At 49.1% G+C, this 14,132-nt stretch carries 13 protein-coding genes; 12 read left to right on the top strand and 1 reads right to left on the bottom strand.

Translation table 11 applies throughout. The annotated features are described in order from the left end of the window. The first annotated feature begins 14 nt into the window (after positions 1–14). From ACZYR9_RS10825 to ACZYR9_RS10795, 7 genes are all read left to right on the top strand, one after another. Entirely contained in the window at positions 15–1,205 is a 1,191-nt protein-coding gene (locus ACZYR9_RS10825) for an iron-containing alcohol dehydrogenase (protein WP_488978495.1), read from the top strand. A gap of 17 nt (positions 1,206–1,222) precedes the next feature. Continuing rightward, positions 1,223–2,278 (top strand): TRAP transporter substrate-binding protein, encoded by a 1,056-nt coding sequence (locus ACZYR9_RS10820; protein ID WP_488978494.1) that lies wholly within the window; start codon positions 1,223–1,225, stop codon positions 2,276–2,278. 60 nt (positions 2,279–2,338) lie between these two features. Then, positions 2,339–2,869 carry a TRAP transporter small permease gene (locus tag ACZYR9_RS10815; RefSeq protein WP_488978493.1) on the top strand — a complete coding sequence of 177 codons (531 nt, stop codon included), beginning with the start codon at positions 2,339–2,341 and terminating at the stop codon, positions 2,867–2,869. Next, the gene (locus tag ACZYR9_RS10810; protein WP_488978492.1) at positions 2,866–4,131 is read left to right on the top strand and encodes a TRAP transporter large permease; all 1,266 of its coding nucleotides are present in this window, start codon (positions 2,866–2,868) and stop codon (positions 4,129–4,131) included. The genes ACZYR9_RS10815 and ACZYR9_RS10810 overlap by 4 nt, the downstream gene beginning before the upstream one ends. Before the next feature lie 52 nt (positions 4,132–4,183). Next, the gene (locus ACZYR9_RS10805) at positions 4,184–5,617 is read left to right on the top strand and encodes an NAD-dependent succinate-semialdehyde dehydrogenase (RefSeq protein ID WP_488978491.1); all 1,434 of its coding nucleotides are present in this window, start codon (positions 4,184–4,186) and stop codon (positions 5,615–5,617) included. 85 nt (positions 5,618–5,702) lie between these two features. Next, positions 5,703–7,055, top strand: a complete 1,353-nt coding sequence (locus tag ACZYR9_RS10800) for an FAD-binding oxidoreductase (RefSeq protein WP_488978573.1) — start codon at positions 5,703–5,705, stop codon at positions 7,053–7,055. Positions 7,056–7,061: 6 nt separating this feature from the next. After that, entirely contained in the window at positions 7,062–8,354 is a 1,293-nt protein-coding gene (locus tag ACZYR9_RS10795; protein WP_488978490.1) for a (Fe-S)-binding protein, read from the top strand. 127 nt (positions 8,355–8,481) lie between these two features. On the opposite strand, the gene ACZYR9_RS10790 is transcribed toward ACZYR9_RS10795, so the two are convergent. Beyond that, positions 8,482–8,727, bottom strand: coding sequence for a hypothetical protein (locus ACZYR9_RS10790; RefSeq protein ID WP_488978489.1), 246 nt, complete (start codon positions 8,725–8,727; stop codon positions 8,482–8,484). 196 nt (positions 8,728–8,923) lie between these two features. Here ACZYR9_RS10790 and ACZYR9_RS10785 point away from each other — a divergent pair, with 196 nt between their 5' ends. From ACZYR9_RS10785 to paaX, 5 genes are all read left to right on the top strand, one after another. Then, on the top strand, positions 8,924–9,880 hold the full coding sequence (locus ACZYR9_RS10785; RefSeq protein WP_488978488.1) for an LLM class oxidoreductase: 957 nt from the start codon (positions 8,924–8,926) through the stop codon (positions 9,878–9,880). Between the two features lie 36 nt (positions 9,881–9,916). Further along, entirely contained in the window at positions 9,917–10,120 is a 204-nt protein-coding gene (locus ACZYR9_RS10780; RefSeq protein ID WP_488978487.1) for a hypothetical protein, read from the top strand. Between the two features lie 524 nt (positions 10,121–10,644). Beyond that, the gene (locus tag ACZYR9_RS10775) at positions 10,645–11,445 is read left to right on the top strand and encodes an enoyl-CoA hydratase/isomerase family protein (RefSeq protein ID WP_488978486.1); all 801 of its coding nucleotides are present in this window, start codon (positions 10,645–10,647) and stop codon (positions 11,443–11,445) included. Between the two features lie 137 nt (positions 11,446–11,582). Continuing rightward, positions 11,583–13,145, top strand: a complete 1,563-nt coding sequence (locus tag ACZYR9_RS10770; RefSeq protein ID WP_488978485.1) for a benzoate-CoA ligase family protein — start codon at positions 11,583–11,585, stop codon at positions 13,143–13,145. Between the two features lie 105 nt (positions 13,146–13,250). Next, positions 13,251–14,129, top strand: coding sequence for a phenylacetic acid degradation operon negative regulatory protein PaaX (paaX, locus tag ACZYR9_RS10765; protein ID WP_488978484.1), 879 nt, complete (start codon positions 13,251–13,253; stop codon positions 14,127–14,129). Positions 14,130–14,132: the final 3 nt, after the last annotated feature.

The following is a 14,132-nucleotide window of genomic DNA, read 5'->3' as shown; positions in this document are numbered from 1 at the left end:
CTGGTGATCGCATTATGTTGATAGAAAGGGGCAGCAGCAATTTGGACAGCTACAAATATTTTATGCCTACACATATGGAGTGTGGGAAGGGGCTCGCGAGAAAAACGGGAGAGTTTTTGAAACCGTATACAAAGGATAAAGTGCTGATTGTCACAGATCCGGGAGTCAGAAAAGCCAACATTCTGGAACCGATCGAAGCTTCATTGAAGGAACACAGCATCCCATATGACGTCTTTGATGAAGTGGAGCCCAATCCTACGAGCGAGGTGGTCGAGAAAGCCGCCGGCTTTTTACAAAAGGATAGCTATGATCTCGTATTAGCCGTTGGCGGAGGAAGCAGTATCGATACGGCGAAGGCTATCGCTGTGATGGCCAATAACAGCGGGAGCATTCTCGATTATGAGGGAGTGAACAAAATTCCTAATCCAGCGCTGCCGTTGGTTGCCATTCCTACTACAGCCGGAACGGGGAGTGAAGCCACATCCTCCACGGTAGTTACAAATACACAAACCTTATTTAAAACGGCGATTCTAAGCCCGTATTTATATCCGAAGCTGGCGATTTTGGATCCTGAGCTTACCTTGCGTTTACCGCCTTCTATTACAGCTGCCACAGGAATGGATGCGCTTACTCACGCTATCGAATCATATACTTCCAAGCTGGCCAATCCCGTAAGTCAGGCTTTGGCGATACAAGCTGTAAAAATGATCGGCGAAAACCTGCATAAAGCCTACTTTGTGGGGACGGATTTGCAAAGCAGGGAAAATATGCTTGCGGCCTCTTTCATTGCCGGAATCGCTTTTGCTCACTCGCGGTTGGGCAATGTGCACGCGATTTCACATACATTTGGAGGCGTTTTCAATATTCCTCATGGAATCGCGAATGCGACTTTACTGCCGTATGTGCTTGCATTTAATCTGCCTGCGAGTCCTGAGAAATTCAAGGATATTGCCGCTGCCCTAGGGGAGGATGTGAGCGGTTTATCGACGATGGAAGCAGGACGGAAGGCTATTGAAGCTGTCGTAAAGATGAATAAGGCGTTTCATATTCCTAACAACATCAAAGATTTGGGAGTATCGCTCGATTATCTGCCGCAAATGATCAAGGACTCTATGAGAAGCGGCAATGTATTAGCGAATCCGAGACTGACCAGCGATAACGATATTAAACAAATTATTGAAAACGCTTATCAAGGCGTTATATAAATAAGGGGGTCATTATTGTGAAAAAATCGGTCTTATCCATGGTATTCGTATTAGCAGCAGGAGCGGTATTATCCGCATGCTCTTCCTCTAGTCCTTCTGCCGGAACGGCAGGGAATTCGGGCGGTGCGGCTGCACCGGGCAAAACGTATGAAATTAAAGTCGCCCACTCCGCTCCGGCTACGAATGACCGGCTTGAAACCTCTTTGCAGGAATTCAAAAAAGAAGTGGAATCCAAAAGCAATGGCGCAATCAAAATTAATACCTTTCCGGCAAGTCAGCTTGGCGGAGAAAGAGAACAAATCGAGGGCGTCCAATTGGGCTCGCTTCATATGGCTGCTGTAAGTACGGGACCGCTTCCGGGTGTATTCAAAGACTCCATGGTGTTTGATCTGCCGTTTCTATTTAACAATGAAGAGCAGGCCCATAAAGTATTGGATGGCCCGGTAGGTCAAGAGCTTTTGCAAAGCATGGTGACTCAGACAGGCATTCGCGGACTGGCTTGGGGTGAGAATGGCTTCAGACACTTTACCAATAATATAAGACCCGTACAAAAGCCGGAAGATTTGAAAGGCCTGAAAATCAGAACTCAGGAAAACCCTCTTCATATGGATATGGTAAAAGCGTTGGCCGCCAGCCCAACACCGATGGCGTTTGGAGAAGTGTATTCGGCACTTCAGCAGGGAGTGATTGATGGCCAGGAGAACCCGATCTCCTTGATTGAGAGCATGCGTTTTTATGAAGTGAATAAATATGCGACTTTAGACGGTCACGTGTACAGCCCTTATGTGCTTTTGATCAATGATGCTTTCTATCAAACGCTTCCGCAGGAGCTCCAGCAGGTGATGGCGGACGCAGCCAAGAATTGGAGTAAAGTGCAGCGTGACTTGAATAAAAAACAAGTGGACGCAGGTCTGGAGAACCTGAAGCAAAAAGGGATGAATATTCTTGAATTGACGGATGCGGAGAAGGATGCCTTCCGGAATGCGACCAAATCCGTTTATGACAAATACCGTAATGAGCTGAGCAGCGGGCTGATGGATAAAGTTGTGAAGGCCGCAGAAGAAGCAAAATAAAAGAATTCATTCAGTCCGGGGGCTCTCCCTGGACTGCTTTAACGGATTGGGGGCGGGATTTTGCGGAAATTGGTTAAAGGGATAGATAAGATTCTGACCAAAATTGAAGAGAATCTTCTTTTTGTTCTAATGCTCGCAATGCTTATCGTAGTATTTATAGGGATCATGAACCGTTTTATTCTTAAAGAATCATTGCCATGGGCGGAAGAGCTTTCCCGGTATTTATTAATTTGGTCTGCCTTGGTTGGAGCGAGTCTGGGCGTGAAGCATTCCGTTCATATCAGCATTGATGCGATAACGAATTTTATGCCTCCGCGACTGCAGCGGGGTATCGTTATTGTGAGTTATATCCTTTCTTTTAGCTTTTGTGTAACCGTGCTGGTCATCGGGATCCCGTTTGTGCTGAGATTAATGGAAACCAATCAGCTTTCTCCGGCCATGAGAATCCCGATTTATTTTGCGTATGCCTCTGTGCCGGTAGGTATCTTCTTTATGGCGATCCGTTATTTTTGCTTGACGGTGTATGAATTTACAACAAGCCGTCAGGCGGCTGAAAAGGTCGAAACCGACAAGGAGGTCTTGGCAGGGTGAGCGCTACTTTATTTCTATCGATGCTGACACTGTTGGCCTTAAATGTTCCGCTGGCGATCGGGATCGCATTCGCATCGATTATCGCTATTGTTTTTGCTTCAGATGTTCCTTCATTTGTAGCTGTTCAAAGAATATTTACGGGGCTGGATTCCTTTACGATCATGGCGATTCCGTTCTTTGTTTTAGCTGGTAAAATAATGGAAAAAGGCGGGATATCCCAGCGTTTGATCGGGCTTGCCGCAAGTATTGTAGGTTCCACAACAGGCGGTCTGGCGATTATCGCAATTCTTGCCAGCATGTTCTTTGCCGCCATCTCCGGGTCGGCGCCGGCCACGGTTGTGGCGATCGGAAGCATCATGGTTCCGGCCATGGTGAAAGCAGGATATGAAAAAGGCTTCTCCATTGCGCTGATGGCCACGGCTGGAACGATAGGCGTGATTATTCCGCCGAGTATTCCTTTCATTACTTATGGAATTACGGCAAATGTCAGTATCGGCGATCTGTTTATCGCAGGTGTCATACCAGGCATATTGATCGGGATCTCATTAATGATTTACAGCTACTTGTATTCTAAAAAGCATGGTTATCGCGGAGGAGAAAAAACCAGTTTTTCAAGATTCTTCAAGCAACTAAAGGTCTCGATCTTGGGCGTGCTCATGCCGGTGATTATTCTAGGCGGGATTTACGGCGGGATCTTTACTCCGACGGAATCGGGGGCGATTGCCTGCGTCTATGGTTTGATTGTATCCTATTTCTTTTATAAGGAATTGAAGCTATCGGATTTAAAAACGCTTTTTGTAGAATCCGGTTACATATCGGCCATGATTTTGCTCATTATGGCGGCTGCGAATATTATGAGCTGGATTTTGACGGCTGAGCAAGTTCCTAACAAAGTAGCCGCGATGGTGGGACCTTATGCTACAGACGGAATTATGCTTCTGATTATCATTAACATTATTTTGCTAATTCTCGGAACCTTCCTGGAATTGAATGCGGCTATTATTATTGTCGTTCCTATCCTGCTGCCATTGCTGGCTCAGTTCGATATTAATCTTGTCCATTTTGGGGTTATCATGATTGTAAACATGGCGATTGGTTTGTTAACCCCGCCGCTGGGGGTCAATTTGTTTGTGGCCAAAACGTTGGGAGACATCAGCTTCAATATGATCGTCAGAAGGGTTATCCCCTTATTAATTGTTGTAATCATCGATTTAGTTTTAATTACTTTTATTCCGAAAATATCGATGTTTCTTTTGGAATAAATGTTATAATTAGACTATTCACTTATTTAGGATCTTATGGGAGGTAGATATCGTGCTGTATATCAATGGAGAATTTTGTAACGCCAAGTCCAATCAAACCTTTGACGTGATCAATCCGGCTACAGGCGAGGTTGTTGAAAGCGTAGCCAAAGGTGGCGCGGAGGACGCTCAAGCCGCCATTGACGCCGCGCAGGCTGCCCTGCAGCCGTGGTCCCGCTTGACGGCGAAGGAACGCTACACCTATTTGACCCGGACGGCGGGGATCCTCCGCAGCCGTACCGAAGCGATTGCCGAGCTGATCACCCGCGAGATGGGCAAGCCGCTGGCCGAAGCCAGAGGCGAGATCGCGCTTGCGATCGACTATCTGGACTGGTACGCGGAGGAAGGCAAACGGATCTATGGTGATACCTTGCCGGCATCGGCTCCGAACAAGCGGATCATCGTCCTGCGTCAGCCCGTAGGTGTGGTCGGGGCGATCACCCCGTGGAACTTCCCGATTGCGATGATTACCCGCAAGCTGGCCCCGGCGCTGGCGGCAGGCTGCACGATCATCCTCAAGGCGGCATCGGCTACGCCGCTGGCGGCCATCGAGGTATTCAAAGCGCTGCATGAGGCCGGTGTGCCCAAGGGCGTAGCGAACCTGGTCAACGGCTCTGCCTCCGAAGTGGTCGGCACCCTGATGAAAAGTTCCGTGGTGCGCAAAATTACCTTCACCGGCTCTACCGAAGTCGGTAAAGAGCTGGTTCGCCAATCGGCCGACACGATGAAGAAAGTCTCGATGGAGCTTGGCGGACACGCTCCGCTACTCGTATTCGAGGATGCCGATTTGGAGAAGGCGGCTGAAGGTGCGATTGCCAGCAAGTTCCGCAACGCCGGGCAAACATGCGTATGCACCAACCGCATTTACGTGCACAAATCCGCTGCCGAGAAGTTTGCCTCCATCATGGCGGAAAAAGTCAAGAAGCTGGTCATCGGCAACGGCTTAAATGACGGCGTCAACATCGGCCCGTTAATTGATAAGGCGGCGATGGAAAAGGCGCAGGAGCATATCGACGATGCGGTAGCCAAGGGCGCAACGGTCATGACCGGCGGCAGCAAGCTGACCGAGGGCGAACTGGCCAACGGCTGCTTCTTTGCGCCGACAGTGCTGCTGAATGCGACGCATGACATGAAGATTTCCTATGAAGAAACCTTCGGCCCGGTCGCGCCGATCTTCACGTTTGAGACCGAGGAAGAAGCAATCCGCTATGCCAACGATACCGAATACGGACTGGCTTCCTATATTTATACCAAAGACGGCTCCCGTATGTTCCGGGTGGCCGAAGCGCTGGAATACGGCATCGTCGGCATCAACGACTCCCTGCCTACCGTAGCGCAGGCGCCGTTTGGCGGGATTAAGGAGTCCGGCGTCGGACGCGAGGGCGGCAAATACGGCATTGAAGATTATTTAGAGTATAAATTCCTGTCCCTCCAGTTGGACCTGTAAAAGGATGATTGCTGTGGCTTACCGAAAAATAGATTCAGACATCGTGCGCCGGGTGCGTACCATCATTCCTGATAGCAAACGCGTGATGACGGAGAAGCCGGATTTGGCCGGCTATTCCTTTGACGGCTCGTTTGGCACCTATATGCCGGAGCTGGTCGTGCAGCCCAAAAGCACCGCCGAGGTGGCGGCCATCGTCAAACTGGCCTACGAGGAAACCATTCCGGTGTATCCGCGCGGCCAGTCGACTTCGCTTTCGGGCGGACCGCTGCCGGTCGAAGGCGGCATTGTCCTGGACCTATCGCGGTGGGATGACAAGCTGGAGGTTTACCCCGAGGATCTTATCGCGGTGGTGTCCCCCGGCGTATTGACCTCCAACATTCATGCAGCGGCGGAAAAGGTTGGGCTGATGTATCCGCCGGATCCGAGCAGCTCCGCGGTTTCGACCATCGGCGGTAATCTGGCCGAGAACTCCGGGGGCCCGCGCGGCTTGAAGTATGGAGTGACCAAAGACTATGTGCTGGGGCTGGAGTTCGTCACGCCGCAGGGCGAGATTATCCGTACCGGCGGCCGTACGGTGAAGAATGTGACAGGCTACGATCTGACCAAGCTGATCGTCGGATCGGAAGGCACGCTCGGCGTCATTACAGAGGCGACGCTGCAGCTGATTCCCAAGCCGCCGAAAACGGCGACGCTTTTGGCGGTCTTTGACGACATCGTGACCTCCGGCGAAGCGATCTCGAAGGTACTGACCTCCGGTATCCTGCCCTCCAAAATGGAGATCATGGACCAGGCCTGCATTCATGCGGTGGAAAACTACGAGCCGAGCGGACTGCCGGTCGATGCCGAGGCGATCATCCTCATCGAGGTGGACGGCCATGCCCGCACGGTGGAGGAAGAGATCCGAGAAGCCGGACGGATTTGCGAGGCCATCGGGGCCCGAGAGGTACAAATCGCCAGCACGGCAGCGGAGGAGGCCAACTTGTGGAAGGCGCGCAAAATGGTGTCTCCGGCGATCACCCGGGTCAAGCCGACCAAAATTTCCGAGGATGCTACCGTGCCGCGCAGCCAGATTCCGGCGATGTTCGCCCGGTTAAAGAAAATACGTGAAAAATACAACGTCAATCTCGTTGTGTTCGGCCATGCCGGAGACGGCAATCTCCATCCGAACATTGTCGCCGACAAGCGGGACAAAGAAGAGATGAAGCGCGTCGAGCAGGCCGTGACAGAGATTTTTGAAACGGCGATTGAGCTGGGCGGTACGCTGTCGGGCGAGCACGGCATTGGAAACATGAAAGCTCCGTTCATGGAGATGGAGCTGGGCAAGGCCGGGCTTGAGATGATGAAGCTGATCAAGGATAGTTGGGATCCGAAAAACATTATGAATCCGGGCAAGATTTTTCCTGCCCCCGGACAGCGGCTCAACTTAACGGAGGGGTAGCGTCCGATGAATCATATCAAAGCATTGCCATATAACGAAACGATCCAATGCGTCCAATGCGGCTACTGCTTGCCGGCATGTCCCACCTACACGACCATGGAACGGGAAACCCATTCACCGCGCGGCCGGATCAATCTGGTGAGGATGGCGGCGGAAGGGCATCTGTCGGTAGGTGAGCTGGAGGGGCCGCTTGATCTTTGTCTGGGCTGCCGCGCCTGCGAAACGGCCTGCCCGTCAGGGGTGGAATACGGAAAAATTTTGGAAGGGGCGCGGGAGGTGCTCGCGGAGCATAAGGCGAAGCAGACTTCCAAACCGGTGCGTAAGCTGCAGAACGCCCTGTTCCAGGATGTCTTCCCGGACTCGAAGAAGCTTAAGGTCGCGGCCGATATGATCTGGCTGTACCAAAAGAGCGGACTGCAGAAGGTGGCGCACAAAGGCAAGCTGACGAGGGTTCTGCCCCCAAACCTGTGGGCCTTCGAGGAAGTGCTGCCGCAGGTGACGTCCCCCGCCGCGCGGCGTAATCGTCCGCGTCTTTTTGAGCCGCCGAAGGGAACTAAGCCGAAGTGGAAGGTGGCCTTTTTTACCGGCTGCATCATGGATGCGATGTTCGAGAAGATTAACCGGCTATCGATGGAGCTCTTGGCGCTGGCCGGCTGCGAGGTGCAGGTGATCGCGGAGCAGACCTGCTGCGGGGCGCTGCATGCGCATGCCGGACGCCGGGAAGATACGGTCATGCTGGCCAAGCGGAACATTGAGGCTTTTGAGCGGCTGGATGTCGATTTCATCATCAACAATGCGGGCGGCTGCGGCGCGATGCTGGTGGAGTACGATCACTTGTTCCATGACGATCCGCAGTGGGAAGCGCGCGCCAAGGCCTTCGTGGCCAAAACCCGTGATATTAGCCAGGTGCTGGCGCGATGCGAGCTGCCACTCGCCAAACCGGTTGACGAGATCGTCACCTACCAGCGCTCCTGTCATATGACCAATGTGCAGAAGGTAGTCAAGGAGCCTTTGGAGCTGATCAAGCGGATTCCGGGGATTGCGTATAAGGAAATGGCTAACCCGAATATGTGCTGCGGGTCGGCCGGAATTTACAATGTGGTTAATTACGAGGAATCGATGGAAATCCTCGACGTCAAGATGGAGTCGGTGAAGCCGACCCAGGCGACGACAATCGTCACCACCAACCCGGGCTGTCTTCTGCAAATGAAGCTGGGCGTACAGAGGGAAGGCATGTCGTCCAAGGTTCGGACGGTTCACCTCGTTGAGCTGTTGGCGGAGTCCTGCGGTATTTCATAAACGATTACAAGGGCTGTCCCATAAGTCATTCTGACTGAGGGGCGGCCCTTGGTTTTGGAATATGGAAGTAACCAGAGACGAGCCCGCTGTGAGGCAGCTTTGCTGCGTAAATTTGTGGCATGTACATTTATTGCTTCCCAAGCACCTGAAGCTTACCGTTATCCGGAATGGTGTAGTTAGGGCTTTGAAAGCCTCTTCTCACCAATTCCTTTCTCATACTCATACTCATCATTAAGCCGGTATGGCTTACAATCAGCACGTTTTCCTGGCCGGGAAGCACAACCTCATCCAAAAACGTTCGGGCTCGTGTCTCCGCCAGCTTTAATTCCAAACGGGTCTGACGATTCGTAAGCCATGACAAACGGATAAGCATGGCCCACCATAAGAAAGGTACAAGAAAGGCGCAGCGGAGGCCGCTATCATTTTACTTTAGCTCATAGAATTGATATCCTTTTTTTAAGGAGGAAGTTACATAAAAGGAGAAATGACAGGGCAACTTACCTTTAGCCCTGCGTTTTGGAAAATAAAGGGGTTCATGTTCATTTTGCATGGGAAGGAAATTTCGACCTATGAGTGACTTCAGTCGGCACCAAGGCTACAGACGAATGTTTAAAGAAAATCATTTGACGCTGGGATTGTTCTTTCCTTTGGAAGCGTATGAAGGAAGTATTCCCGAAATGAATCTGGAGGAACAGGTCAAGCTGGCAAAGAAAGCGGAGCAATTGAATTTTGCTTCGCTGTTTGTAAGGGATGTTCCATTGTATGATCCCAACTTTGGAGACGTAGGACAAATGTATGACCCCTGGGTCTATCTTGGCTACATAGCTGCCCATACCAAGAAGATTGCTCTGGGTACGGGAAGTATTATTGTAACGCTAAGGCATCCTTTGCATGTCGCAAAAGCGGCTGCTTCCACCGACATCATTTCCTGCGGCCGACTGATTCTTGGTGTGGCTACTGGCGACCGGCCTATTGAGTTTCCCAGTTTTTCGGCTGATTTTGATCAAAGAGGGGAAGGGTTTCGGGAAGCGTTGTCCGTCATCAAAAACGTATGGCAGCATCATTTTCCTGTCATTCAAACCTCCAGGGTACAGATGGTAAGCGGAGATCTTTTGCCCAAGCCGGATGGGGGCGACATTCCGATTCTCGTTACCGGTCATAGCGGCCAGTCTATGGAATGGATTGCGGCCCATGCAGACGGATGGCTGTATTATCCCCGTAATCTGTTTTATCAAACAAGCCTGATTCGCGATTGGCGCTCGCACGTGAAGGGCTTCAAGCCGTTTAGCCAGTCTTTATATATCGATTTGGCCGAAGACCCGGATGAAGCGGCAAGTGCCATTCATTTGGGGTTTAGAATCGGACGCCGTGGGTTGATCCGATTCCTTGAAAATTTGAAATCTGCTGGTGTAAATCATGTCGTATTCAATTTGAAATATGGACAACGCCCCGCAGCCGAAGTGATTGAGGAGCTTGGACAGGAAGTGGTGCCTTGGTTTCCAGCCTTAGATCATTTTGAAAATTGAAGATGATAACAGTAGAAAAATGGATGGAGGGTTCATATGTTTGTAGTGAAACTGTATAACAAATCGGCGGAATGTCTGCATATCGGCCGTTTCGACGATCTTGCCTCATCGGAAGAAGCAGCCAAGAAGGGATTAAAATATAGTCAGATAGCGATCATCTATGAAGGAGAAATGCCGATTAAGCTGTATGATACAGGCGAATATCAAGATGGTTTTCCTTTAGGCGTCGGAAGCTACTAATCAAAGCTCGGCAGCAAAGCCAAAGTAAATTCGGAATGACCGTCCGATTTGCTTTGGTTTTTTTTGTTCCCCGAAAAAGAGGGAAATATACCTGAAACAGGGAAATATTAAAATATTCAATTTGATCCCGGACATCGTAATAAACGACACAGTAATTTATATTATGATAATATAACGATTGTAAATAAAACGCAATATAAACTGGAGAATTAATGAGTTTGCATTAACCGTTCTTATAAATGTATGATATATAACGTTATTTTAGTAATAAATAAGTCCAAAGCAAAGCTTTGAAAGCGATTTCTAATCCTCGTTATCTTCCTAAAAGTTATATGATATAAAATCTTACGATAAAAAAACATAATATTGGTGTAAAATCGAGTATTTGAAAGAATTTATGAGATTTATCCGAGAAATCGCGGGAAAAATAACCAAATTTAATCTTGATAATATTCAAACAATTTTGTAAATTATGTATTGTATACGTAAGTCAAAAAAACGTAATAAATAGGAGGGTTATAACCATGTCATCCGTATCCGTTAACAATGAAACCGCACTCACGCTAAAAAAAGAAAATGGAATTGCTGAAATTCATCTGCACGTAAACAAAACGAACTCCTACAGTTTGGACTTTTATAAAGAGCTGAATGCGGCGATCGACGATATCCGCTTTGATTCCTCCATTAAAGTAGCCATCCTTATGAGCGATGTGCCTAAGTTTTTCTCCGCAGGAGCGGACATTAACTTCCTCAAAGCGGCTGAACCTCGTTTTAAAACGCAATTCTGCTTGTTCTGCAATGAGACACTGGATAAAATGGCGCGTTCCCCGCAAATTTTCATTGCCTGTCTTGAGGGGCATACTGTTGGCGGCGGTCTGGAGATGGCGCTTGGCTGCGACCTTCGTTTCATGGGCGATCAAGCAGGTAAAATCGGACTTCCGGAAATTTCTCTCGGGGTGCTGGCCGGAACCGGCGGAACTCAGCGCTTGGCTCGTCTCATCGGTTTCTCCCGTGCGCTGGACATGAATATCACCGGCAAAACGATTTCACCGCAGGAAGCTCTCGAAATCGGGCTGGTCAATGACGTATTCCCGCAGGAGCAAACGCGTGAAAAAGTGTTTGAATACGCCAGAAAAATCGTCAACAGCGCATCCTATGCGGCTTCGAACATCAAGCTTTCCATTATGAACGGCAAAGAAATGCCGCTGAATGTGGCCATTCGTTATGAAGGCGAGCTGCAAAATCTGCTTTTCCGCTCCGAGGATGCTAAAGAAGGGTTAAGCGCTTTCCTGGAAAAACGGGATGCCAACTGGCAAGGTCTGTAATTGAATCGACGACGGTGATCCATTAGACAGAGCAACTTTGAGACGACGACGATATCGGCTGCGGCTCATAGCTGATATTGTCGTTATCCCTTTCAAAAAAACGTTTGGTAACCCTGAACAAGAAGGTGGATATAACAATGGAACTACGTGGAATCGATTCTTCCTATAATGCGGCTGCCCGTTTTATCGACGACAATGTAATTAATGGATTAGGCGGCAAGGTTGCTGTTTATTATAAGGATCAAAGCATAACCTACAGCCAGCTGCAAGAATCCGTTAATAGAGCGGGAAATGGGCTTAGAGGGCTTTCGGTTGAGATGGAGAATCGCGTTTTACTGATATGTCACGATACACCGGAATTTATTGCCGCGTTCTATGGTGCGGTGAAGATCGGAGCGGTCCCTATTCCGGTCAATACCATTATGGCGCCCGCCGATTATGAATATTTTTTAAACAACAGCAGAGCGAAGGTGGTTGTCGTTCATGAAGACCTTTGGGAGCATATCCGTCACTTGCGTGACCGGTTTATTTTTCTCAAGCATGTCATAGTCATTCATGACAGCGCTGCCAAACGTACGGATGTGATTGATTATCACGAGTGGATCCAGGCGGCTTCACCCCGGCTGGAGGCGGTTCAGACGGGTCCCAACGATTCGGCATTTTGGCTGTACAGCTCGGGCAGTACAGGAAAGCCCAAAGGCGTAATCCATTTGCAGCATGATATGGAATGGGCTTATGATAACTATGCCAAGAAAATTTTGCAAATCAAGGAAGACGACATTACGTTTTCAGCCTCCAAGCTCTTTTTTGCTTACGGCTTGGGTAATGGAATGTATTTCCCGTTAGGGGCGGGAGCGTCGACCGCTTTGTTGCGGGAGCGTCCAAAGCCGGAAACGGTGCTTGAGACGATTGAGAAATATAAGCCGACGATCTTTTTCGGCGTACCGACGCTTTACGGCGCGATCATTGATCTGGTGGAGCGTTCCGGCAAAATGTATGATTTATCTTCCCTTAGGCTTTGCGTATCGGCAGGAGAAGCTCTGCCGGCCCAATTCATCAGGAAGTGGAAGCTGCTGTTCGGCGTTGATATCCTGGACGGAATCGGCTCTACGGAAGCGCTTCATATCTTCATATCGAACCGGATTGGAGACATACGCGAAGGCAGCACAGGCAAGATTGTTCCCGGTTATGAGGCCAAAATTGTAAATGAAACGGGAGAAACGCTTCCTCCAAATGAAACCGGCGATCTTCTCATTAAAGGGGACAGCATCGCCAGCGCCTATTGGAATCTTCACGAGGAAAACAAAAGGAAATTCAACGGAGAATGGTTTGAAACCGGCGATAAATACTATATGGATGAAGAAGGCTACTTCTGGTACTGCGGGCGCTCCGATGACATGATCAAAGTCGGGGGAATCTGGGTCTCTCCTGTCGAGGTTGAAAACGCTTTAATACGGCATGAGGCTGTGCTTGAGGTCGCTGTGGTGGGGGCGAAGCTGGACAGCAACCTGGTACAACCCAAAGCCTATGTGGTCTTAAAAGAAGGCATAGCCCCGTCGGAAAGCTTAAAAAATGATCTGAAGGATTTTTTGAAAAAAGAGCTGGCTCCCTATAAATATCCTAGAATCGTGGAGTTTATCGATGAGCTGCCAAAAACGGCCTCAGGTAAAATTCAACGCTTTAAGCTGAGAATCAGTTAGGATGACTCCATACAACAACCCCGTAATCTTGAAATTTTCTGGAAACTGACATAATCTATTATCAGTGATTAACTATATAAAATTTAGAAGGAGAATTAACCAAGCATGAAACCCAGATCACTGATGTTTACATTGTACGGTGACTTTATTCAATATTACGGCGGGGAAATTTGGATTGGCAGTCTGATTCGAATGATGGCTGAATTCGGGATTTCCGAATCCTCCGTCCGCGGCGCAACGCTCCGCATGGTACAGCAGGATCTTTTTGAGGTGAGAAGAGTAGGGAATAAAAGCTATTACAGCTTAACGGATAAAGGAAAACGCAGAATTGAGGACGGCGTCAGAAGGGTATATTCGATCAAGAGTCACAAGTGGGACGGGTTCTGGCGAATATTAACGTATTCCATGCCGGAGGAAAAGCGCGACTTGAGAAACCAGGTCCGCAAGGAATTAAGCTGGACCGGCTTCGGGATGATTTCCAACAGTACCTGGGTAAGTCCCAATCCCTTGGAAAGACAAATTTTAGAAATGATTGAAACCTACGAATTAAAGGAATATGCGATGCTGTTCAGCTCCAGCTCCTTATTGTCGCACGATCAGCAGTATATCATCGACAAAGGCTGGAATTTGCAAAGCATTCAAGGGGATTACAATACCTTCATCGAGACCTACAGGCCGAAATATGAGGTGTTAAAGGAAAGCGTTTGGAATGAATCCTTGACCAGCTTGGAGGCATTTGTAGAACGAACCTACCTTGTTCATAATTACAGGAAATTCCTGTTTAATGATCCGGGCTTTCCTCAGGATCTTCTGCCGCACGATTGGAACGGGAATGAAGCGAGGGATTTATTCTGGAATATGCACCAGCTTCTCTCTACCCTTTCGGTCAAATATTTTGAAAGCTTGTTTGAACAGGCCCCTGACCGGGAAATTCAGGCTAAAAGGGAGAAGGCCATCAATCCATTCGCAGAAATATATATTTGACCT

This window comes from Paenibacillus sp. F024 (assembly GCF_057814255.1).
The sequence above is the reverse complement of the archived record's forward strand: the minus strand, read 5'-3'. Positions and strand labels throughout refer to the sequence as shown.

Bases quoted from the DNA above. Each gene is read 5' to 3' on its own strand.
- ACZYR9_RS10825 (WP_488978495.1), top strand. From the start codon at position 15: ATGTTGATAGAAAGGGGCAGCAGCAATTTGGACAGCTACAAATATTTT.
- ACZYR9_RS10800 (WP_488978573.1), top strand. From the start codon at position 5,703: ATGACGGAGAAGCCGGATTTGGCCGGCTATTCCTTTGACGGCTCGTTT.
- ACZYR9_RS10795 (WP_488978490.1), top strand. From the start codon at position 7,062: ATGAATCATATCAAAGCATTGCCATATAACGAAACGATCCAATGCGTC.
- ACZYR9_RS10790 (WP_488978489.1), bottom strand. From the start codon at position 8,727: ATGCTTATCCGTTTGTCATGGCTTACGAATCGTCAGACCCGTTTGGAA.
- ACZYR9_RS10785 (WP_488978488.1), top strand. From the start codon at position 8,924: ATGAGTGACTTCAGTCGGCACCAAGGCTACAGACGAATGTTTAAAGAA.
- ACZYR9_RS10780 (WP_488978487.1), top strand. From the start codon at position 9,917: ATGTTTGTAGTGAAACTGTATAACAAATCGGCGGAATGTCTGCATATC.
- ACZYR9_RS10775 (WP_488978486.1), top strand. From the start codon at position 10,645: ATGTCATCCGTATCCGTTAACAATGAAACCGCACTCACGCTAAAAAAA.
- ACZYR9_RS10770 (WP_488978485.1), top strand. From the start codon at position 11,583: ATGGAACTACGTGGAATCGATTCTTCCTATAATGCGGCTGCCCGTTTT.
- paaX (WP_488978484.1), top strand. From the start codon at position 13,251: ATGAAACCCAGATCACTGATGTTTACATTGTACGGTGACTTTATTCAA.